This is a genomic window from Methylobacterium sp. (assembly GCF_019750675.1).
Lineage (GTDB): Bacteria > Pseudomonadota > Alphaproteobacteria > Rhizobiales > Beijerinckiaceae > Methylobacterium.
Genome location: NZ_JAIEOF010000372.1, coordinates 1 through 21,257 on the forward strand (window position 1 = coordinate 1; position 21,257 = coordinate 21,257).

Sequence of the window (21,257 nt, forward strand, 5' to 3'; positions counted from 1 at the left end):
ATCGCTCGGGGCCCGACTGGATCACGCGGTTCACGTCGTCCTCAACGATCTCGACGCGTGGATCGTCGAGGCTGTCTCCGAACAGGTGGGCGAGGGGGCCGCGCGCCCAGGCGACGACGGCCGGGACGAGTTCGGCGACCACCACGCGGGCGTCCGGCCCCAGGGCGTCGAGGGCGGCGCGCAGGGTGAAGCCCATGCCGAGGCCGCCGATGAGGATGCGGGCGCGCGGACGATCGTGCAGGCGGGCGCAGGCCACCGTCGCGAGCGCCTGCTCGGAGCGCCGGTCCAGGTTCGTCATCAGCTCCGCCTTGCCCACCTGGATCGAGAAGGCCTCGTCCTGCCGCAGGAGGTGGAGAATGGTGCCCGTCCCGGGGATGGGCGCGCTGTCGAGGTGAACCCAGGGGCTCGCGGACATCAAGGTGAGGCTCCGGACGCGGCGTGGCCGGGAGGCCTCGACCGAAACCGGGGGCCGCGTCAAGCTCGGCCCCCGCAGCCCTCAGCGAACCTTGCGGGCGCGGAATGCGCCCGGTGGATCAGACCAGGGCGCCCGATTGCGCCGGCGCGGCCGCCCGGGTGGCGTCGGGACCCGGATTGGGCGGCTCGGCGGCGTCGTGCTCCACCGCCGCAGGCGCGGCGCGGCGCTCCAGGGTGGCGACGGTGCGGAAGGCCAGGACGATGCCGGCCAGACCGAACAGGACCGAGCCGAGGCCGACGCCCGCGATGACGCCCTTCGGCCCGTAGAGATGCGCGCCGAGGAGGGCGGGCGGCACCGTCCCCAGGGTGGCGCGGCCCCAGTTCAGGGCGGTGGAGTAGAACGGGAAGCCGAGGTTGTTGAACGAGGCGTTGGCGAGGAACAGCAGTCCGGTGAAGAACCAGACGCCGCCGCTGACCAGGCAGAAGAACGTGAAGAGCTCGGCCGCCAGACCCTGGAGGGCGAACAGGCGCGTCAGCGGTGCGGCCCCGAGGGCCAGGGCGGCCCAGACCACGAGGACGTAGACGGCCGTGACCAGGGTGCCGTCACGCAGCACGCCGCGCATCCGGTCGAAGCGCCCCGCGCCCCAGTTCTGTCCGAGGATCGGGCCGATCGAGCCCGACATCGCGAACAGGCCACCGAAGGCCACGGGGGTGAGGCGGTCGACCACCACGTTGCCCGCAACCGCCACGGCGCCGAACTTGGCGAGCGCGTGCGCGATGAAGGCGCTGGCCACGGAGGGCGCGAGGTTGGTGAGCACGGCGGGCAGGGCGATGCGCATCATCACGGGGGCGTCCGCGACCACGTGAGCGAGGCTGGGCCGGGCGAGGAGGCGGTGCTGGCGCACGCCCCAGAGGCCCACCACCGCGAAGGTGGCGCGGGCAAAGCAGGTGGTGATGGCGGCCCCGTCCACGCCGAGGCCCGCCCCGAAGATCAGCAGCGGGTCGAGGCCGGCGGTGACGATGGCGCCTCCGAGGGTGACGTACATGGCCTGACGCGCGGCACCGACGGCGCGCAGCAGGCCGGAGAACATCATGCCCGGCCCCATCAGGAGATTGGAGGGCAGGGTGATCCAGAGGAAGCGGATCGCCACCGGCATGGTCTCGGCATCCGCGCCGATCCAGCCCAGGAAACTCGGCAGGAAGGGCAGCATCAGGAGGATCAGGGCGCCGGAGACCACGAGGCCGTGGATGGTTCCGGAGGTGGCGAGCCGCCGCGCACCCGCCTCGTCACCGGCGCCGATCGCCCGCGAGACCAGGGCACCGGCCGCGATCATCAGGCCGATGTTGATGGCGATGGCGAAGAACTGGACGATGGTGGCGAAGCCCACCGCCGCGGTCAGGCTGGGGTCGCCGAGCTTCGAGACGTAGAGCAGCGACAGGAAGTCGACGACGAAGATCGCCATCAGGCCCACCGAGCCGGTGGCGCTCATCGTCACCACGTGACGCAAGATCGAGCCGTGGACGAAGCGCGCGGAGTCTCGTGTCGCCTCAGGCATCCGAATGGGCGTCCTGAGCGGCGTGCGCCGGGGTTTGGGTGGCCGGCGCTTCGAGGGTGCGCGTGGCCGCCTCGCGCGTCTTCGAGCCGATGATGCCGCGGGTCTCGGCGTTGAGGGCGCGGGAGGGACGCTGCGGCTCCGTCAACGGCTCCGGCTTGATCTCCGAAACACCGCGCGTCCAGAGCGTGGCGTCCGGCGCGGCGCCGGCCTGCTGCAGCACGAGGCGGGCGATGTCGCGCTTGCGTACGTCCTCGGCGGTGGCGGTCGCCGCCTCGGCGCTGAGGCCGAGGCCCTCCAGGGTGGCGCGCCCGAAGGCGAGGGCGGATTCGACCGTTTCGCGCAGCTGGAAATCCACGTCGCGATTCATGAGTTCGACGGCGTGCATGCGGTCGTAGGCCCGGACGTAGGTGCGCACGCTGGCGAATTCCTCATGCACGATGTCGACGATCTTGAGGGCCGCCTCGCCGTCGTCGACGCAGACGCAGAGGAGTTCGGCCCGGCCGATGCCGGCGGCGCGCAGCACGTCGAGGCGGGTGCCGTCGCCGTAATAGATGCGGAAGCCGAAACGGGAGGCGCTCCGGATCTGCTCCACGTCCTTGTCGATCACCGTGACGCTGATGCCTTCCGCGAGCAGCACCTGGGTCAGGATCTGCCCGAAGCGCCCGAAGCCGATCACGAGGACGCGGGCCTCCGTGCTCTCGATCGCCTCCGGCGTGGCCTCGGGCCCGTCGGGACGCCGGGCGAGCACGGTGTCGAGGGCCTTGGCGGCCACCGGGCCGACCAGCATGGTCAGGGCCGCCAGCGCCACGGCAAAGCGCGTGCTCGCGGAATCGATCAGGCCGAGTTCGCCGCCGGCCGGCAGCAGCACGAAGGCGAACTCACCCGCCGGGGCCAGGATGGCGCCGCCCCGCACCGCGTCGAGCCAAGGCGAGCCGAACAGGCGGAACAGGCCGGCGACCAGCGCGACCTTGAGCAGGATCGCACCCGCCGTTGCGCCGAGCAGGGTCGGCCACTCGGCCTTGAGCAGGCCGCCGTCGATCGACATGCCGACGCTCATGAAGAACAGGCCGAGCAGCATGCCGCGGAACGGCTCGATATCGGCCTCGAGCTGGTGGCGGAAGTTCGATTCGGCCAGCAGAACGCCGGCCAGGAAGGCGCCCATCGCCATCGACAGGCCGACATGCTCCATCAGCATCGCGGTGCCGAGCACCACCAGGAGAGCGGCCGCCGTCATGACCTCGCGGGCGCCGCTGGCGGCGAGCAGGCCGAAGAACGGGTTGAGGCCATAGCGCCCGACCAGCACCACGGCGAGGATCGCCGCGCCCACCGTGCCGGTGGATTGCAGGGCAGCGAGCAGCCAGCCGTCGCCGCCGCTCGGGCCGGACGCGGCGAAGAGCGGCATCAGGGCCAGGATCGCCACGACGGAGATGTCCTGGAACAGCAGCACCGCGAAGGCGCGCCCGCCATAGGGCGTGCCCATGTCGCCGCGCTCTTCCAGGAGCTGCAGGGCGACCGCCGTGGCCGAGAGCGCCAGCGCGATGCCGATGACGAGGCTCGCCGAAGGCTTGGCGCCCATCAGGATGCCGACCCCGGCGAGTGCCACCGAGCAGACGAGGAGCTGGGCGGTGCCAAGCCCGAAGATGTCGCGCCGCATGGAGACGAGGCGGGAGATCTGGAGTTCGAGGCCGACGATGAAGAGCAGCAGCACGACGCCGAGTTCGGCCACGCTCGCCGCCGTCTCGGGCTCGGCGATCAGCGAGAAGCCGAACGGCCCGATCACCACGCCCGCCACGAGGTAGCCGAGCACGGCGCTCTGCCCGATGAGGCGGAAGATCGGCACGCCGATCACCGCCGCCGACAGGAACGTCAGCACGGGCGGCAGGAAGCTGACGTGGGTCGCGGCGCTCGCCATGGGACTCCGCTGCTGGAAGGGTCTTGCGCTGGAATAGGTCTTGAACGGAATATCTTGTTCTGCAGGATGTATCCCGGCCCGAAGATGCCGAACGCGATGGGATCCGATACGAGCCTGCCGAGCGGTCCGTCTTAACCATCGGGGAACCGCACGTCACGTCGGCGGCACACGACGGCGCTTCCCAGGGCGTCCCGCCGTGCGAATCAGCACTTGGGATGGATCGCTGTAGCCAGAACCCGATCGAATGATGCGTTGGCAACGGTCTATCGAATGTCGTGATCCGCGGACGCGTCTCGCGTCAGCGGTCGGGGTCGTGGTCAGGGACGACGGTCACGAGCGACCCGGAGCCGTCGTGACCGACCATCCAGACGCTTCGAACCCATGGCGTCTCACCCGAAGGTGTCGCGAGACGGCCGATGCAGGTCACGATCCGGGCGCCGAACTCCGTCGGGACGACCTCCCACCTGCGTGAAGCCAATGCCTGAGCGAAGACGACGGATGCGAAGTCTTCCGCAGTGTCGGGCTCGTAACCGAAGCTGCGGAAGAACCGCGCTTTCGCACCGCCCTTCGGATGCTCGGAATTGAGCAGGTACCGGGAGATCTTGTCACTGGGGATCGTCAGTTTGCCGGGAAGAGGAGGCCCGTCGCTCAACGATCGCTCGCCCTCGCGAGCGTCAACATGTCGGCTCTGACCATCGCGATGGCGCCCATGGGCTGGGGAAACTCAACGAGATAGGCAAGGCCGTCTGAAAGAACACCGACCACGGTGCCTTCCGTACCCGCCGCGATGGCCTCACCCGTCATGGCGACGGCGGGCCCGAGCAGCAGCACATCATCCAGGTCCCGAAGTCCGGGCTGGTCCTTGCGGAGCAGAAAATGCGTCTCGATCGACATGTGAGTCAGGATACGGGGCGCCCCCGCTTTGGCAAGGCGCCCGGGAACGAACGCGCGGCACAGAGGCCGAGGTCTCTGCGGGCCGTCGGCTCCACCCTCCATCGGGTCCGCGCTCGTCAAGGACTGCGACGGCGCGCGCCCCACCGCTCGTTCCGGCGGCCGACGAGGAAGCTCGACGCGTCGCCCTCCCGGAGCAGGAGTTCGGAGTCGCGCACGTCCTGCCGCACGAGGCCGATGTCCCGGAGTTCGCGGTCGGACATCCGCGAAAGCTGACCGACCACGCGGCGGTTGATGGCCGCCCGCGACACGCCGGCGGCGAGACGGGCCATCAGCCCGGTGAACCACGCCCCCGCGAAGAGCCGCGCCTGGGCGCCGGTGGGTGCAGCCGAGTTCCGGCACGTGGAAGCGATTCTTGGATTGGTGATGCCGTCCATGATGCATGCCCCTGGCCGGCGCCCGGTCTCGAAGGGGGCGCCGATCCCGGGACCATGCGGGCCGGGGACTGGCCGCGACAGGGACAATCCAGTACGGTTCGGCTGAATTGTCCGGTACGAGGAGCAGGACAGATGAAGGCCTCCCCCCTGTCCGCCCCCACCCTGGTCGAGACCGTGGCGGCCTCGATCGCCGAACGGATCGCGGGGCGCCAGCTCATGCCGGGCGCGCGTCTGCCGTCCGTACGCGCCTTCGCGGAGGCGATGGGCGTGTCGAAATCCACCGTGGTCGAGGCCTATGACCGGCTCGGGGCCGAGGGGGCCATCGTGGCGCGCCGGGGCTCGGGCTTCTACGTGGCCGGCAAGACGCGCCCCTTGTGCCTGAAGACCGTGGGGCCGCAGCTCGACCGGGCGGTGGATCCGCTCTGGATCACCCGCCAGTCCATGCAGGCGGGGCCGGACCTCGTGATGCCGGGCTCCGGCTGGCTCCCGGCGGCCTGGATGCCGGACGCGGCGATCCGGCGGGGCCTGCGGCAGCTGGCGCGCGGCGGGGAAGCCAACCTCGTCGCGCACGACCAGCCCCTCGGCTTCCCGCCCCTGCGGGCGCAGATCGTCCGACGCATGGCCGAGAAGGGCGTGGAGGCGGGCGCGGATCAGGTCGTGCTGGTGGATTCGGCGACGCAGGCGGTGGACCTGCTCTGCCGCTTCCTCCTCGAGCCCGGCGACGCCGTGCTGGTGGATGACCCCTGCTACTTCAACTATCACGCCCTGCTGCGGGCGCACCGCGCGCGGATCGTAGGGGTGCCGCTGACGCGATCCGGCCCGGACCTCGCCGCCCTCGACGCCCTCATGGCCGAGCACAGGCCCCGCTTCTACCTCATCAATTCCGCGCTTCAGAATCCCACGGGCTCGACCCTGGCCCCGGCGACCGCCCATCGCGTGCTCAAGCTCGCGGAGGCCCACGACACCCTCATCATCGAGGACGACATCTTCGGGGATTTCGAGGTCGAGCCCTCGCCGCGCCTGGCCGGCTTCGACGGCCTGGAGCGGGTGATCCAGGTCGGCAGCTTCTCGAAGACGCTCTCGGCGGCCGTGCGCTGCGGGTTCGTCGCCCTGCGGGAGGACTGGGTGGAACCCCTCATCGACCTCAAGCTCGCCATGAGCCTCGGTAACAGCCACCTGTCGGCGAGCCTGATGCACGGCCTCCTCACGGACGGAACCTATCGCCGCCACCTCGGGGAGGTCCGAGAAAAGCTCGCGCGCGCCATGGCGCCGGCCTTGCGCCGGCTGGAGGCCTGCGGGCTGACGGCCTGGCTGGAGCCGGCCGGCGGCTTCTTCCTCTGGATGCGCCTGCCCGCGGGCGTGGATTCGGCGGACGTCGCCCGGCGCGCCCTGGCCCGCGGGCTCGTGCTCGCGCCGGGAGGTGCCTTCAGCCCCTCGTCGCTGGGCGACAGCTTCCTGCGCTTTAACGTGGCCCAGTGCACCGATCCGCGCATGATCCCGATGCTGGAGGCCGCGCTGGCCGAATGCGCGGCCTCGGCCCTGCCTTGAAGTCCGCTCGAAGCGGCCCGACGCGAATTTACGGGAGAGCGGCCGGGTCCTGCGTGTCACGCGGACCCGGTTTCGCGGGCCCAAGGGTGCCTGTGCCGGAGTTTTCCGCTATGACAGGTTGACAGGGGCGTCCCCGCCTCGCCACATCCCGGCTATCATGAGCGACGCGAATCCGACGACCTCCCCCGTCTCCAGCGATGTGGCCGAGCTGCCCTCGGTCAAGCCCCCCCTGGAGATCCTGCTCTGTGCGCCGCGCGGCTTCTGCGCCGGCGTCGTGCGGGCCATCGACGTGGTGGAACGTGCGCTGGCCATCTACGGACCCCCGGTCTACGTCCGTCACGAGATCGTCCACAACAAGTACGTGGTCGAGAGCCTGAAGCGGAAGGGCGCGGTGTTCGTGCGCGAGCTCGACGAGGTTCCGGACGGCTCCGCCCCGGTGATCTTCTCCGCCCACGGCGTCGCCAAGACGGTACCGCACAACGCCGATTCGCGCGGCCTCACCACCATCGACGCGACCTGCCCGCTGGTGACTAAGGTCCACCGCGAGGCCGAGATCCACCACAAGCGCGGCCGCCACGTGCTGCTCGTCGGCCATTCCGGCCACCCCGAGGTCGTCGGCACCATGGGCCAGCTGCCCAAGGGCTCGATCACCCTGGTGGAGGACCTGGAGCAGATCGCCGCCCTGGAGCCCGAGAACCGGGACAACCTCGCCTGGGTGACGCAGACGACCCTGTCGGTGGACGACACCCGGCACATCGTAGCGGCACTGAAGGAGAAGTTCCCGACCATCACGGGGCCGCACAAAGACGACATCTGCTACGCCACCACCAACCGCCAGGAAGCGGTGAAGCAGGTGGCTCCGCTTGTCGACGCGGTCATCGTGGTCGGCTCCTCGAACTCCTCGAACTCGCAGCGTCTGCGCGAGGTCGCCGAGCGCGTCGGCTGCCCGATCACCCGCCTCGTGCTGCGCGCCGAGGAGATCGACTGGCCGGCCTTCGAGGGCATCCGCAAGCTCGGCCTCACGGCCGGCGCCTCGGCGCCCGAGGTGCTGGTGGAAGAGATCATCGACGCGTTCGCCGCCCGCTACACCGTGACGGTGGACACGGTCTCGACGGTGGTGGAGGACATGTCCTTCCCGCTGCCGCGCGAACTGCGCAGCGAAGCCGCCGAATAACGGCCGTTCCCACGGCCGAAACCATCCGCAGGGGCGCCGTTCGGCGCCCTTGTCCTTTTCCGCCCCCGAGATGTTAAGCGAAGCGCCGTGGCCGTCTACACCGAGGTCTCCGACGAGGCCCTGACCGCCTTCCTCTCCGCCTACGAGATCGGCACGCTGCTCTCGTACAAGGGCATCGCCGAGGGCGTCGAGAACACCAACTTCTTCCTGCACACCACCGCCGGTTCCTACATCCTCACGCTCTACGAGAAGCGGGTGCGGGCCGGGGACCTGCCGTTCTTCCTGAACCTGATGGAGCATCTCGCCGCGCGCGGGCTCGCCTGTCCGCAGCCGATCCGCAACCGGGCCGGCGTGTCCTTGAGCGAACTCTGCGGCCGCCCAGCCGTCATCGTCAGCTTCCTGGAGGGCGTCTCGGTCAAGCGGCCCGGGATCGACCATTGCCGGGCGCTGGGAGGCGCGCTCGCGGGCCTGCACGCGGCGGGCGCCGATTTCGGCATGCGCCGGGACAACAATCTCTCCGTGGAATCCTGGGGACCGCTGTTCCACGGCGCCGAGGCCCAGGCCGACACGGTCTCGCCCGGCCTCGCGGATCGCGTGCGCGGCGATCTCGCCGTGCTCCAGGCCGGCTGGCCCTCCGGCCTGCCCACGGGCGTGATCCACGCCGACCTCTTCACCGACAACGTGTTCTTCATCGGCGACGCCCTGTCGGGGCTGATCGACTTCTACTTCGCCTGCACCGACGCCTTCGCGTACGATCTGGCGATCTGCCTCAACGCCTGGTGCTTCGAGGCCGACGGCACCTTCGACCGGGACAAGGGCGCGGCCCTCATCGCGGGCTACGAAGCGGTGCGCCGTCTGACCGCGGCCGAGGTGGAGGCCCTGCCGATCCTGTGCCGGGGGGCGGCCCTGCGCTTCCTGCTGACGCGCCTCGTGGACTGGCTCGACGTGCCGCCCGGCGCCCTGGTGCAGCCCAAGGACCCTCTGGAATACGACCGCCGGCTGACGTTCCACCGCACGGCGACGCAAGCGGCCGATTATGGCTGGGGCGGGTAAGGGAGGCTCGGCCTCACCGGGTCCGGCCCGTGGGGCACGGAACCGGGGAGCGCATCCCCCTTAATCCCCGCACGCGGGGCGAGGGGACGCGCACCGAGCGATGCGCGAACGTAGTTGGAATCGCTCAGATCACCTTCAGCAGGGCTTCCGCCCCGGAGACTTCGGTCTTGGCCGGGGAATCCTCGACGTTGAGCACCCGCACAACGCCGTCCTCGACCAGCATGGCGTAGCGCTTCGAGCGCGGGCCGAGGCCGAAGCCGGCGCCGTCCATGTCGAGGCCGACGGCCTTTGCGAACTCGGCGTTGCCGTCGGCCAGGAATTCGATGCCCTCGGCGCCGCTGGCCTTCTGCCAGGCGTCGAGCACGAAGACGTCGTTGACGGAGGTCACCGCCACGGCGTCGACGCCGCGCGCCTTGATCTCGGCCAGCTTCTCCACGAAGCCGGGGAGGTGGTTGCGGTGGCAACTCGGCGTGAAGGCGCCGGGTACGCCGACGAGGACGACGCGGCGCCCCTTGAAGAGGTCGTCGGTGGTCTTGGCCTCGGGGCCGCTCGCGCCGCTCACGCGGAAGGTCACCTGGGGAAGGTGGTCGCCAACCTGGATCGTCATCCGTCGTCTCCTGAAACGCTCGCCGGCGCGCCCGTCACCCGCTCTGTGGGGCGGCCTCGTGCGGTTGCGTCTAGCTCGCGGGGCCGGACCTGTCGAGTTTGCCCGAACGGACGCGGGGGCTCCCGCGTCGCGGCGCCCTGGACAACGCCGCCGGCCCGCGTAGCATGCGGGGATGCAGACCTCCCGGCCCCGCGCTTCCCGGCCTGAAGCCTCTCGACCTCATAGGGGCGATCCCGCCTATTTCGACGGTCAGTTCCTGGTGGCGATGCCGGGGCTCACGGATTCCCGTTTCGCCCGCTCGGTGATCTACCTCTGCGCCCACTCGGCGGACGGGGCGATGGGCATCATCTTGAACAAGCCGGTCTCGGACCTCAACATGCCGGACCTGCTGATCCAGCTCGACATCGCCAGCGAGACGGACGCGATCCGCCTGCGCGAGCGGGTCGGCCACATGCCGGTGCTGATGGGCGGGCCGGTGGACGCCAAGCGCGGCTTCGTGCTCCACACCGACGATTTCCACATCGACCAGTCCACGCTGATCATCGACGACGGCATCTGCCTGACCGCGACGGTGGACATCCTGCGCGCCATCGCCTCCGGCGACGGGCCCGCCAGCGCGGTGCTGGCGTTGGGCTACGCCGGCTGGCAGGCGGGCCAGCTCGAGAACGAGATCCTGGCCAATGGCTGGCTGATCTGCCCGGCCGACCCGGAGATGATCTTTCACACGGCCCTGGACGCCAAGTACGAGCGCACGCTGCGCAACAACGGCATCGATCTGGCCATGCTGTCGGTGAGCGCCGGGCACAGCTGAGGGCCGCGCGCCGGAATTCGTCTCGATCGCGCTACTGCTCCACGAAGGGCGAACCGCCGGCATCCGGGTTCATGCCCTCCACCGGCGGCTTGCGGCGCGGGCGCGGGGTCGTCGCCGCTGCGGTCGGCGCCGCCGTGCTGGTGTTGACGCCGAGGCGGGTGGCGAGCGCCAGGGCCCGCGCCTCGGTGAAGCGCAGGTTGCAGAACCCGTGGGCGCCCTCGCGGGCATAGGTCCGGCAGAGCTGCTCGCGGTCGGAGGAGAACGCCGCCTGCTCGGTCACCACGGGACGCAGGTCCTGTCCCTTCAGACGCTGGCTCATCAGCTTGTAGTTCTCGCGCACCGCCCGGTCGGCGCCGCCGCGCGCGCCTTCGAACTCGCCGGCACGCGGAATCAGGCTCGCGGCGGGCGGTCCCCACAGTCCGGTCGGCGTGGTGGCGCAATCGGCCGCCGCGAAGGTGCAGACGGAGCCCGAGAGCGCCCGCACCAGCACGGCCCCGTCGAGCACGTCCAAGCGCAGGGGACACTCGCCGCCCGCCACCTCGAAGCGGCCGACGCCCTCGGGCCGCCCCTCCGCGGACACGGCCACCGGCGCGCCGCCGTTGAGGGGAACCTTGCAGGCCTCCACGGGCTGCGAGATCTTGTTGCCCGGCAGCGTGATCCGGGCGGTAGTGCCGGCGCCGGACTTCTCCAGCTTCAGGCTCCCGGTAAGCCCGTTGAGCTGCAGGTCCTGGCCCATCACGTTGTCCTCCGCGGGCGCCTTCAGCACGACGGGCTGGCGCGGCACCGGCGGCGCCTTCGGGACCTCCGCCGCCGGGGGCGGGGCCTCGCCCGGAGGGGGCGCCACGGGCGCGCTCGGCACGCCGCGCGGGGGCACCGGGGGCTTAGCGGCCCGCCCGATCCCGAACAATTCCTCGAAGAACGACTGCGCGGCGGCCGGCTGTGGGACGGATGCCAGAACTGGCGAGAGCAGGAGTGGCAGAAGAAGCACGCGGGACAGACGCATCGAGACTTTCGGGCCTATGGCGGGGGAGGCGGACGGATGCGCAGCCAAGCACTTTCACCACACACTTACCATGTGTGCACAGCCGCGCCATGGCACGAATAGGCGAACGCCCCGCTCGAACCCTTCGTCCACGGCTCTCTGGCGTGGCTCCGCCGGGTGCGCTCGCCGCGCCCCGGCGCGACTCCGCGAGCGCACCGGAGCGTCAACGCCGGTCCGAACGATCGGATGCGCGGCGCCGCGTGCCATCGCCTTGCGGCCTCGCGACACCCTTCTTATATCGGCCGAGACGCGGGATTAAGACCCGGCTCCGTACCGATCCGGGGTACGAACCGGTGCCCAACCCCGTTCTCACACACTCAGTTTTGCACAGCCATGGGCCGAGCTGCTTCGGGGCTCGGCGGTCTGCTTGACCAAACGACAACAGAGGGATCCCACCATGGGTAAAGTTATCGGTATCGACCTCGGCACCACCAATTCCTGCGTGGCCGTCATGGAAGGCACGCAGCCCAAGGTCGTCGAGAATTCGGAAGGCGCGCGCACCACGCCGTCCATCGTCGCCTTCACGGACGAGGGCGAGCGGCTCGTCGGCCAGCCGGCCAAGCGCCAGGCGGTCACGAACCCCGAGCGCACCTTCTTCGCCATCAAGCGTCTCGTCGGTCGCACCTACGACGACCCGATGACCCAGAAGGACAAGGGCCTCGTGCCCTACGCGATCGTGCGCGGCGACAACGGCGACGCCTGGGTCGAGGCGGACGGCAAGAAGTATTCGCCCTCGCAGATCTCCGCCTTCACCCTGCAGAAGATGAAGGAGACCGCTGAGGCGCATCTCGGCCAGCCCGTGACGCAGGCCGTCATCACGGTGCCCGCCTACTTCAACGACGCCCAGCGTCAGGCCACCAAGGACGCCGGCAAGATCGCCGGCCTCGAGGTGCTGCGCATCATCAACGAGCCCACCGCTGCGGCGCTCGCCTACGGCCTCGACAAGAAGAAGGCCGGCACCATCGCGGTCTACGACCTCGGCGGCGGCACCTTCGACGTCTCGATCCTCGAGATCGGCGACGGCGTGTTCGAGGTGAAGTCGACGAACGGCGACACCTTCCTGGGCGGCGAGGACTTCGACAACCGGGTGGTCGAGTACCTGACCTCCGAGTTCAAGCGCGAGCAGGGCATCGACCTGACGAAGGACAAGCTCGCTCTGCAGCGCCTCAAGGAAGCCGCAGAGAAGGCCAAGATCGAGCTGTCTTCGGCCACGCAGACCGAGATCAACCTGCCCTACATCACGGCCGACGCCACGGGCCCGAAGCACCTCGCGCTCAAGCTCAGCCGCGCCAAGTTCGAGTCCCTCGTGGACGATCTCGTGCAGCGCACCATCGAGCCCTGCCGCAAGGCGCTCAAGGATGCCGGCGTCTCGGCCTCCGAGATCGACGAGGTGGTGCTGGTCGGCGGCATGATCCGCATGCCGAAGATCCAGGAGGTGGTGAAGTCCTTCTTCGGCAAGGAGCCCCACAAGGGCGTCAACCCGGATGAGGTCGTGGCCATCGGCGCGGCGGTCCAGGCCGGCGTGCTCCAGGGCGACGTCAAGGACGTGCTGCTCCTCGACGTGACTCCGCTGTCGCTCGGCATCGAGACCCTCGGCGGCGTGTTCACCCGCCTGATCGACCGAAACACCACGATCCCGACGAAGAAGAGCCAGACCTTCTCGACGGCCGAGGACAACCAGAACGCGGTCACCATCCGGGTCTTCCAGGGTGAGCGCGAGATGGCGGCCGACAACAAGATGCTCGGCCAGTTCGACCTCATGGGCATCCCGCCGGCCCCGCGCGGCATGCCGCAGATCGAGGTGACCTTCGACATCGACGCCAACGGCATCGTCAACGTGACGGCCAAGGACAAGGCGACGAACAAGGAGCACCAGATCCGCATCCAGGCCTCGGGCGGCCTGTCCGACGCCGACATCGAGAAGATGGTCAAGGATGCCGAGGCCAATGCCGAGGCGGACAAGAAGCGCCGCGAGCTCGTCGAGGTGAAGAACCAGGGCGAGAGCCTCGTCCACGCCACCGAGAAGTCGGTCAAGGAGTACGGCGACAAGGTCTCGGCCGACGACAAGGGCGCCATCGAGACCGCGATCACGGCGCTCCGCACGGCCCTGGACGGGGACGACGTGGAGGTCATCAAGGCGCGCACCACCGACGTGATGCAGGCCTCGATGAAGCTCGGCGAGGCCATGTACGCCGCCAACCAGGCCGGTGAGACGGATGCCGCGGCGGGCGCCGGCGAGGCCAAGAAGGACGACGTCATCGACGCCGACTTCCAGGAAGTCGATGACAAGGACCAGAAGAAGCGCGCATAACGCCTTCATCTGAGCGCGGGGCCGGAGCGATCCGGCCCCGTGTCATGTCTCGCGCCTGCCGGCGGCGCGGCGGGATCGGTCCATGGCAAATGAGCCAGGACCGCTGGATTTGATCGGGGACGGCGCCACCGCGACGAATCGGGACGCCGGGGACTTTGAGGACGGGAATGTCGAAGCGGGACTATTACGAGATCCTGGGCGTCTCCAAGACCGCGACCGACGGCGAGATGAAGGTCGCCTTCCGCAAGCTCGCCATGAGCTACCACCCGGACCGCAATCCCGGGAACGCGGAGGCCGAGCTCAAGTTCAAGGAAATCAATGAGGCCTATCAGTGCCTCTCGGACGGCCAGAAGCGTGCCGCCTACGACCGCTTCGGCCATGCCGCCTTCCAGCAGGGCGGAGGCGGCGGACCGGGCTTCGGCAACGAGTTCGGCGACTTCATGTCGGACATCTTCGACAACTTCTTCGGCGACGGCCGGGCCGCTCCCGGCGGCGGACGGGGCGGCGCGCGCGGCGGGCCGAGCCGCGAGCGCGGCGCGGATCTGCGCTATAACCTCGAGATCTCCCTGGAGGAGGCGTTCGCCGGCAAGGCCGAGACCATCAAGATGGCGACCTCGGTCACCTGCGAGGTCTGCTCGGGCTCGGGCGCCAAGGCCGGTTCGAAGCCGCGCCCCTGTCAGACCTGTGGCGGCTACGGCCGGGTACGGGCGGCGCAAGGGTTCTTCGCCATCGAGCGCACCTGCCCGAACTGCCACGGACGCGGCGAGATGATCGACGACCCCTGCGGCGCCTGCAGCGGCGCCGGCCGGGTCACCCGCGAGCGCACCCTCTCGATCAACGTGCCGGCGGGCGTCGATGACGGCCTGCGTATCCGCCTGGCCGGCGAGGGCGAGACCGGCCTGCGCGGCGGGCCGGCAGGCGACCTCTACGTCTTCCTCTCGATCAAGCCGCACGAATTCTTCCAGCGCGACGGCGCCGACCTGTTCTGCCGCGTGCCGATCTCCATGGTGACGGCGGCGCTCTCGGGCGAGATCACCGTGCCGGTGATCGACGGCTCGCAGACGCAGGTGCGCATCCCCGCCGGGACGCAGACCGCCAAGCAGTTCCGCATCAAGGGCAAGGGCATGCCGGTCCTGCGCTCGCGCGACGTCGGCGATCTCTACATCCAGGTCTTCGTCGAGACGCCGCAGAATCTCTCGAAGCGGCAGCGCGAACTCCTGCAGGAATTCGACCAGTCTGCTTCCGACGAGAACCACCCGGAGAGCGCCGGCTTTTTCTCGAAGGTCAAGGACTTCTTCGAGGCTTTCGGCGGCACCGCGCGCACGTGACGGCTTTTCCACCCAGGCATCGATCGGCCCGGGGATCAAAACACGGCCGAGCCTGTTCTATGATGTGGCGGTCCGGCACCGCTCGCCCGATCTCGCCGGCCGGTCGGCTGCGTCCCGCGGATGCAAGCTTGACTGCCGAAGAGGTTCGTCGTCTAGCCTTTCCTTCCCAACCCGTGATCTGAGGACATAGGGTCTTGCCGCCGCTACGCCGCTCCAGCGCCAAAGACGACCTCGCAGCCGGTGCCAGCCGTACGCGACGGGACCCGCTGGAGGACGAGGCGCGCTTCCTGCGTTCCTGGTTCGAGCGCCCCCTCGTCACCGGGGCGGTCACGCCGTCCGGGCGTATGCTCGCCCGCACCATGGCCTCCTATGTCGATCCGCGCGTGAGCGGCCCGGTGATCGAACTCGGCCCCGGCACGGGCCCGGTGACGGAGGCCCTGGTCCGGCGCGGCGTCGAGCAGGAGCGGCTGATCCTGGTCGAGTACAATCCGGATTTCTGCAAGCTGCTGCAGAAGCGCTTCCCGCGCGCCACCATCGTGCGCGGCGACGCCTACAACATCCGCGAGACCCTCGGCACGATGCTCGTCGAGAAGGCCGCCGCCATGGTGTCGAGCCTGCCGCTCTTCACCAAGCCCCTGGAGCAGCGGCTCGACCTCCTGAACACCGCCCACACGATGATGCATCCGAGCGCGCCGTTCGTGCAGTTCACCTACGCGGTGGTGCCGCCGATCCCGGCCCGTTGCGATGCCGGCACCTACACGGCGAGCCGCTCGAACCGGGTCTGGCTGAACCTGCCGCCCGCCCGGGTCTGGGTCTACCGCCGGCCCTGAGGCTGAATCCGAACCTGAGATGAAGGGCGATCTCAGATCGCATTCAGTGGACCTGCCTTACATCCAAGAACAAGGGCGCCATGGCGCCCGCGCGCATGGACAGGGAGGTTCTCATGACCACGTCACGGATCGGATCGGTACGGGGCTTTCGCGCCCTGGTCGCCGCCCTGGCGATCGCCGGCAGCGTCGGCGCCGCCCCAATCGCAGAAGCTGCCCCGGCCTTCGCGCAGACCACGTTCTCCGAACGGGCCGGCGCCATCTCCGTGCAGTACTGGGGCGATCGTGGCGGCTGGGGCCATGACCGCCATCACCACCACGACCGGGGCTACGGTCACCGCCACCACGGCCACGGACGCGACCACGGCTGGGGTCACCGGCACCATGGCGGCTGGGGCCATCGCGACCATGGCTGGGGCCACCGTCATCACGGTCACCACCACCACCATCGCGGCCACGGCCACTACGACTACTGACGCACCGGACGCTTACCCCGCGATCCGCTCCAGGATCGCGGGCATGTCGGCCGGTGCGACCGCATCGATCCGGTAGGCCGCCCGCACGGCGGCCTCGGCCCGGAGGGCAGCATTTCCGTCGCGGGCGTGAATGGTGGCAAGCGGCTGGCCCCGTTCGATCCGGGCTCCGACGCGGGGCAGGCCCGCGAGGCCGACGCTCGGATCGATGGCATCCTGCGACCGGGTACGGCCGCCGCCGAGACCGATCACCGCCAGGCCGAGGTCCCGCGTCGCCACCGACGCGACGAAGCCGTCCGCCTCCGCGGGCACGGGCCGCATGACGGGCGCCGCCGGCAAATGGTGCCCTGATCGCTCCACGAGATCCGTCGGTCCGCCGAGGGCCGCCACCATACGGGCGAACACCTCCGTGGCCCGGCCGGAGTCCAGCGCGGCTTCGAGGCGCGCGCCCGCCTCGGCGGCATCGGCACAGAGCCCCCCCACCACCAGCATCTCGGCGGCGAGCGCCAGGGTCACGGCGTGGAAGGCCGGCTCGCGGGTGCGGCCCGTGAGGTAGTCGAGGGTGTAGGCCACCTCCAGGGCGTTGCCGGCCGCCGAGGCGAGGGGGGAATCCATGTCGGTGATCAGCGCCACCGTGCGCAGGCCCGCGCCTTGCGCCACGCCGACGATGCTGGTGGCGAGATCCCGCGCCTGCGCGCGCAGCGCCATGAAGGCGCCGGAGCCCGTCTTCACGTCCATGACCAGGCCATCGAGGCCGGCGGCGAGCTTCTTGGAAAGGATCGAGGCGGTGATGAGGTCGAGGCTCTCCACCGTGCCGGTGACGTCGCGGATCGCGTAGAGGCGCCGGTCCGCCGGGGCGAGGTCGGCGGTCTGGCCGATGATGGCGCAGCCGACCTGCGCCGTGACGCGCCGGAACCGATCGAGATCCGGCGTCGCGTCGTAGCCCGGGATGCTGCCGAGCTTGTCCAGGGTGCCGCCGGTATGGCCGAGGCCGCGCCCCGAGATCATCGGGACGTAGCCGCCGCAGGCCGCCACCATGGGGGCGAGCGCGAGGCTGACCGCGTCGCCGACCCCGCCGGAGGAATGCTTGTCGAGGACGGGGCCGGGCAGGTCCCAGGCCAGCACGGTGCCGGAATCGGTCATGGCGCGGGTCAGCGCCACGCGTTCGCCGAGCGAGAGGCCCCGGAAGAACACCGCCATGGCGAAGGCCGCCGCCTGACCCTCGGTGACGCTGCCCTCGGTCAAGCCGGCGACGAAGGCCGCGATGTCGTCGGGCGCGAGTTCGCCGCCGTCGCGCTTGGTCCGGATGAGTTCCTGCGGCAGCCTCACCGGGCCGTCCTCGGGCCGGCGATCGTCATCGGGCCGGCGGCCGCCACCAGGGCGGCGTGCAGGCTGCTCGCCCCGAGGCGGAACGTACGGGGCGAGACCCAGTCCGGCCCCATGATGCGGTCGGCGAGGTCGAGGTAGCGGGCCGCATCCGCCACATCGCGCAGGCCGCCCGAGACCTTGAGCCCCACGCCGCGCTCGCCCGCGTGGTCACGGATGGCGAGCAGCATCGCCTCGGCCGCCTCGGGTGTCGCCGAGACCGGGCTCTTGCCGGTGGAGGTTTTGATGAAGTCCGCCCCCGCCTCGATGGCGAGACGGCTCGCGCCGGTGATCGCGTCCGGGCTCGCCAGGGTTCCGGTCTCCAGGATCACCTTGAGGAGGCGCTCTCCGTCGCAGGCCTCCCGTACCGCCGCCACCATCGCGCGCGCCGTGGCGATGTCGCCCGCCAGGAACGCCCGGTAGGGCAGCACGAGGTCGATCTCGTGGGCACCGTCCGCGATCGCCTCCGTCGTGTCCTCCACCGCCCGCTCGATGTCCGTGCCCCCGTCGGGGAAATTGATCACCGTGGCGATTCGCACGGGCGTACCCGCGAGGAGGCGGGCCGAGCGGCCGACATAGCGCGGCCAGACGCAGACCGCCGCCACGGCGCTGGCGCGGGCCGCGCGGCAGAGCGTGTCGATGGCGGCCTCGGAGCAGGCCTCGCCGAGATCGGTGAGGTCGAGGAGGGGCAGGGCACGCCGGGCGGTCGCGGCATCCGGGCCGGAGCCGTGCGGGGTCCCGTCGGGCAGGGTCATGTCGTCGGTCTTCATGTGGTGGGCGTCCCCGTCATCGAATTCCTGGACTCGGGATCTCTGGGTTCGGGATTTCCGGGCTCAACGCACGGGCAGGCGGGCGACGAAGGCGGTCACGAGGCGGGCGAGGTCGTCGCCCGCGCGGGCGGCCGCGGCCTTCGTCTCCGCATGATGGGGATCGCCCTCGCCGACGCCGGCCCCGAAATTGGTCACCACCGAGAGGGCCGCGACCCGCAGGCCGTAGAAGCGGGCCAGGATCACCTCCGGCACCGTCGACATGCCGACGAGGTCAGCCCCGAGGCACCCGGCCATGCGAACCTCAGCGGGCGTCTCGAAGCTCGGGCCGGAGAACCAAGCATAGACGCCCGCGTGCAGCGGGATGCCCGCCTCGGCGGCGGCGGCGGCCAGATGCGCCCGCAAGGCGGGGTCGTAAGCCCCGACCATCGGCACGAAGCGGGCGTCGCTGGCCTCGCCGACGAGCGGGTTGAGGCCTGAGAGGTTGATGTGGTCGCTCAAAGCCACGAGGCTGCCCGGCCCGGCGGCCGGCATCAGCGAGCCGGAGGCGTTGGTGAGGAGCAGGGCCTCCGCCCCGAGGGCACGCACGACCCCGACCGGCACGCGCATCGCGGCGGCGTCGCCGGCCTCGTAGGCGTGGGCCCGACCTTCGAGAACCAGGACGCGCCGCCCGGCGAGCAGTCCCGCATGCAGGGCGCCGCCATGGCCGCTGACGCCGGGACGCGGAAATCCGGGGATCTCCGCGTAGGACACCGAGACCGTCTCCGCGAGCCGGCGCGCGAGCCCGCCGAGGCCGGTGCCGGTGACGACAGCGCAGGCGAAGGGGCTGCCGAGGCCCCGCGCCCGCAGGAGTCCGGCCGCGGCCTCGACGGCGGGCTCGGGTGCGCGTGGGCCCGAAGAGGGCAGATCGGGCTCGGGCGACTCCGGTTCAGACATGACGGCCGAGGTTCTCCGGACCGAAGGATTCCGGCAGCAGGGTCGCGAGGGTGAAGGCGGCGCGCACACCCGCGCCGTCGGCGACGTGGATGATGACGTCGGGCCCGGCGAATTCGCGGATGCGCTGGCGGCACGCGCCGCAGGGCGTCACCAGGCCGGGCCCCGGACCGAGCACCAGCATCTCGGCGATCCCCCGCCCGCCCGCCGCTGCCATGGCGGCGATGGCACCGGCCTCGGCGCAGGTTCCGACCGGATAGGCCGCGTTCTCGACATTGCAGCCGGCATGGACCGCGCCGTCCGCGTCGCGCAGGGCGGCCCCCACCGGGAAGCCCGAATAGGGCGCGTAGGCCCGCACCTGCGCAACGCGCGCGGCCTCGAACAACCGGGCGAGTTCCGGGCTCATGCGGACGGGTTCATGCAGGTCAGGATCATGCGGGTCAGGATCATGCGGAGTGTCGACGCTGCGGCATCCCGCAGCTTAAGGCACCAAGCGCCGGACCTGTCGAGGGTGTTGCGCGAAGGTCTCGCGCGCGCTGATCGACAGCGGGCGGTGGCACCCATATGAGGGGAGGGGACCGAGCGGGAGGCGACGGGAATCATGTTGGGACGATTCGAGCGGGGAGCCTCCGGCGAGGCGGTGGTCGAGTACGGTGACGGCACCATGCGGGTGGTCAAGCCCGGCAGCTTCGTGCGCTGCGCGGTGACGGGCGAGCCGATCGCCCTCGACGCCCTGCGCTACTGGAGCGCGGCGCGGCAGGAAGCCTATGTCAGCCCCGAGGCGGTGATGAAGCGCCTCGCCGAGTTCGGGCGCCCGGCCTAGACGGAGCGTCCCAGGACCGCGCCGAGCTGCGTGCGCAGGGCGGCCGGATCGGCGAAGTCCAGGCGCACGGGCAGCACCGCTACGCGTTCCGCGAAGGGGCGGGCGAGGCGGACATGGTCCTTGGCCGTGGTGACGAGATCGGCCCCCAGGCTCCGTGCCTCGAGGGCGAGCCGGTCGGTGTCGCGGGTCGTGTAGGGGTGGTGATCCGGGAAGGCGCGGGTGGCGACGATCGCGGCCCCGGCCTCGCGCAGGCTCGCGAAGAATTTTTCCGGGCGGCCGATGCCCGCGAAGGCCAGGACGCGCCGCTGGCTAAAATCGCCACCGGGCACGAGACGCGCGCGGTGGACGGGCAGGCCCCGGGCGCGAGCCGCCTCCGCGACGGGCTCGGCCTTCGGCCCGTCGCCGACGAGCACGAGACCGTGGACGTGGCGCCATTGCCGGGCGAGGGGCGCCCGCAGGGGTCCCGCGGGGAAGGTCCGCCCGTTGCCGATCCCGGCGCCGGCATCCAGCACCGCGAAGGCGAGGTCCTTGGCGAGGCTCGGGTTCTGCAGGCCGTCATCCAGCACCACGATGTCGGCGCCCTGCTCCGCGCAGAGCCGGGCCCCGGCCGGACGATCCCGGGACAGGACTGTCGGGCCGGCCCGGGCCAGGACCAGCGCCTCGTCGCCGGCCTCGTCCGCGCCGTGCCGGTCCGGATCGACCGGTACGGGGCCGGACAGGCGCCCGCCATAGCCGCGGGTCAGGAAGGCAGGGCGCGCGCCGAGTTCGCGCAGCAGGGCCGCGAGGGCGATGGCGGTCGGGGTCTTTCCGGCGCCGCCGAGGGTGAAGTTCCCCACGCAGAGGACGGGGCAGGGGCCCCGGGCACCGGCCCGGTCCATGCGCGCGGCGGTGTGGCGCCCGTAGAGAGCGCCGAGGGGCCCGAGGAGGCGCGCGAGGGGGTGAGCGGACGGCCCGTCCCAAAAGATGGGCGCGCGCATCAGGCCCG

Annotated in this window: 21 protein-coding genes and 1 pseudogene; 9 read left to right on the forward strand and 13 right to left on the reverse strand. The window is 70.8% G+C overall.

Annotation, left to right across the window (positions count from 1 at the left end; translation table 11 throughout):
• From K2X24_RS19060 to K2X24_RS19085, 6 genes and pseudogenes are all read right to left on the reverse strand, one after another.
• Positions 1 to 415 (reverse strand): annotated as a pseudogene (locus K2X24_RS19060) (hypothetical protein); the annotation flags it as partial.
• 118 nt (positions 416 to 533) lie between these two features.
• Positions 534 to 1,970, reverse strand: coding sequence for an MATE family efflux transporter (locus tag K2X24_RS19065; RefSeq protein WP_292500064.1), 1,437 nt, complete (start codon positions 1,968 to 1,970; stop codon positions 534 to 536).
• Positions 1,963 to 3,882 carry a monovalent cation:proton antiporter-2 (CPA2) family protein gene (locus K2X24_RS19070; protein WP_292500065.1) on the reverse strand — a complete coding sequence of 640 codons (1,920 nt, stop codon included), beginning with the start codon at positions 3,880 to 3,882 and terminating at the stop codon, positions 1,963 to 1,965. The genes K2X24_RS19065 and K2X24_RS19070 overlap by 8 nt, the downstream gene beginning before the upstream one ends.
• A 298-nt stretch (positions 3,883 to 4,180) precedes the next feature.
• The gene (locus K2X24_RS19075; protein WP_292500067.1) at positions 4,181 to 4,534 is read right to left on the reverse strand and encodes a DUF6883 domain-containing protein; all 354 of its coding nucleotides are present in this window, start codon (positions 4,532 to 4,534) and stop codon (positions 4,181 to 4,183) included.
• On the reverse strand, positions 4,531 to 4,776 hold the full coding sequence (locus K2X24_RS19080) for a DUF4926 domain-containing protein (protein WP_292500068.1): 246 nt from the start codon (positions 4,774 to 4,776) through the stop codon (positions 4,531 to 4,533). Before K2X24_RS19080 ends, K2X24_RS19075 begins: the two co-directional genes overlap by 4 nt.
• A gap of 116 nt (positions 4,777 to 4,892) precedes the next feature.
• Positions 4,893 to 5,210 (reverse strand): DUF1127 domain-containing protein, encoded by a 318-nt coding sequence (locus K2X24_RS19085; RefSeq protein WP_292500070.1) that lies wholly within the window; start codon positions 5,208 to 5,210, stop codon positions 4,893 to 4,895.
• 132 nt (positions 5,211 to 5,342) lie between these two features.
• On the opposite strand from K2X24_RS19085, the gene K2X24_RS19090 reads away from it, so the two are divergent.
• The 3 genes from K2X24_RS19090 to thrB all read left to right on the forward strand — a co-directional run bounded on the left by K2X24_RS19090 (position 5,343) and on the right by thrB (position 8,985).
• Complete coding sequence (locus tag K2X24_RS19090) at positions 5,343 to 6,758, forward strand: PLP-dependent aminotransferase family protein (protein ID WP_292500072.1); 1,416 nt, start codon at positions 5,343 to 5,345, stop codon at positions 6,756 to 6,758.
• A 157-nt stretch (positions 6,759 to 6,915) separates the two neighbouring features.
• Complete coding sequence (gene ispH / locus K2X24_RS19095) at positions 6,916 to 7,932, forward strand: 4-hydroxy-3-methylbut-2-enyl diphosphate reductase (protein ID WP_238277543.1); 1,017 nt, start codon at positions 6,916 to 6,918, stop codon at positions 7,930 to 7,932.
• 87 nt (positions 7,933 to 8,019) lie between these two features.
• A complete protein-coding gene (gene thrB, locus K2X24_RS19100; RefSeq protein WP_292500074.1) occupies positions 8,020 to 8,985 on the forward strand; it encodes a homoserine kinase in 966 nt (321 codons plus the stop codon).
• A 124-nt stretch (positions 8,986 to 9,109) separates the two neighbouring features.
• Here thrB and K2X24_RS19105 read toward each other — a convergent pair whose 3' ends face one another.
• The gene (locus K2X24_RS19105) at positions 9,110 to 9,592 is read right to left on the reverse strand and encodes a peroxiredoxin (RefSeq protein WP_238277539.1); all 483 of its coding nucleotides are present in this window, start codon (positions 9,590 to 9,592) and stop codon (positions 9,110 to 9,112) included.
• 172 nt (positions 9,593 to 9,764) lie between these two features.
• Here K2X24_RS19105 and K2X24_RS19110 point away from each other — a divergent pair, with 172 nt between their 5' ends.
• Positions 9,765 to 10,403, forward strand: a complete 639-nt coding sequence (locus K2X24_RS19110) for a YqgE/AlgH family protein (protein ID WP_283205863.1) — start codon at positions 9,765 to 9,767, stop codon at positions 10,401 to 10,403.
• A 31-nt stretch (positions 10,404 to 10,434) separates the two neighbouring features.
• On the opposite strand, the gene K2X24_RS19115 is transcribed toward K2X24_RS19110, so the two are convergent.
• Positions 10,435 to 11,406: a hypothetical protein gene (locus tag K2X24_RS19115; RefSeq protein ID WP_292500077.1), complete on the reverse strand. Its 972-nt coding sequence runs from the start codon at positions 11,404 to 11,406 to the stop codon at positions 10,435 to 10,437.
• 436 nt (positions 11,407 to 11,842) lie between these two features.
• On the opposite strand from K2X24_RS19115, the gene dnaK reads away from it, so the two are divergent.
• The 4 genes from dnaK to K2X24_RS19135 all read left to right on the forward strand — a co-directional run bounded on the left by dnaK (position 11,843) and on the right by K2X24_RS19135 (position 16,387).
• Positions 11,843 to 13,756 (forward strand): molecular chaperone DnaK, encoded by a 1,914-nt coding sequence (gene dnaK, locus K2X24_RS19120; protein WP_292500079.1) that lies wholly within the window; start codon positions 11,843 to 11,845, stop codon positions 13,754 to 13,756.
• A 167-nt stretch (positions 13,757 to 13,923) separates the two neighbouring features.
• Positions 13,924 to 15,084: a molecular chaperone DnaJ gene (gene dnaJ, locus K2X24_RS19125; protein ID WP_292500080.1), complete on the forward strand. Its 1,161-nt coding sequence runs from the start codon at positions 13,924 to 13,926 to the stop codon at positions 15,082 to 15,084.
• 194 nt (positions 15,085 to 15,278) lie between these two features.
• The gene (locus K2X24_RS19130) at positions 15,279 to 15,914 is read left to right on the forward strand and encodes an rRNA adenine N-6-methyltransferase family protein (RefSeq protein ID WP_292500081.1); all 636 of its coding nucleotides are present in this window, start codon (positions 15,279 to 15,281) and stop codon (positions 15,912 to 15,914) included.
• 113 nt (positions 15,915 to 16,027) lie between these two features.
• Entirely contained in the window at positions 16,028 to 16,387 is a 360-nt protein-coding gene (locus K2X24_RS19135) for a hypothetical protein (RefSeq protein ID WP_292500083.1), read from the forward strand.
• 12 nt (positions 16,388 to 16,399) lie between these two features.
• On the opposite strand, the gene deoA is transcribed toward K2X24_RS19135, so the two are convergent.
• The 4 genes from deoA to K2X24_RS19155 all read right to left on the reverse strand — a co-directional run bounded on the left by deoA (position 16,400) and on the right by K2X24_RS19155 (position 19,855).
• The gene (gene deoA / locus K2X24_RS19140; protein WP_292500085.1) at positions 16,400 to 17,713 is read right to left on the reverse strand and encodes a thymidine phosphorylase; all 1,314 of its coding nucleotides are present in this window, start codon (positions 17,711 to 17,713) and stop codon (positions 16,400 to 16,402) included.
• Positions 17,710 to 18,504 (reverse strand): deoxyribose-phosphate aldolase, encoded by a 795-nt coding sequence (deoC, locus tag K2X24_RS19145; protein WP_292500125.1) that lies wholly within the window; start codon positions 18,502 to 18,504, stop codon positions 17,710 to 17,712. Before deoC ends, deoA begins: the two co-directional genes overlap by 4 nt.
• A 78-nt stretch (positions 18,505 to 18,582) precedes the next feature.
• Positions 18,583 to 19,452: a purine-nucleoside phosphorylase gene (locus K2X24_RS19150; RefSeq protein ID WP_292500087.1), complete on the reverse strand. Its 870-nt coding sequence runs from the start codon at positions 19,450 to 19,452 to the stop codon at positions 18,583 to 18,585.
• The gene (locus K2X24_RS19155) at positions 19,445 to 19,855 is read right to left on the reverse strand and encodes a cytidine deaminase (protein ID WP_292500089.1); all 411 of its coding nucleotides are present in this window, start codon (positions 19,853 to 19,855) and stop codon (positions 19,445 to 19,447) included. The genes K2X24_RS19150 and K2X24_RS19155 overlap by 8 nt, the downstream gene beginning before the upstream one ends.
• Before the next feature lie 195 nt (positions 19,856 to 20,050).
• Between K2X24_RS19155 and K2X24_RS19160 the strand changes: the two genes are divergently transcribed.
• On the forward strand, positions 20,051 to 20,272 hold the full coding sequence (locus K2X24_RS19160; RefSeq protein ID WP_238277932.1) for a DUF2093 domain-containing protein: 222 nt from the start codon (positions 20,051 to 20,053) through the stop codon (positions 20,270 to 20,272).
• Here K2X24_RS19160 and lpxK read toward each other — a convergent pair.
• Positions 20,269 to 21,249, reverse strand: coding sequence for a tetraacyldisaccharide 4'-kinase (gene lpxK / locus K2X24_RS19165; protein ID WP_292500091.1), 981 nt, complete (start codon positions 21,247 to 21,249; stop codon positions 20,269 to 20,271). The genes K2X24_RS19160 and lpxK overlap by 4 nt on opposite strands.
• Positions 21,250 to 21,257 lie beyond the last annotated feature (8 nt).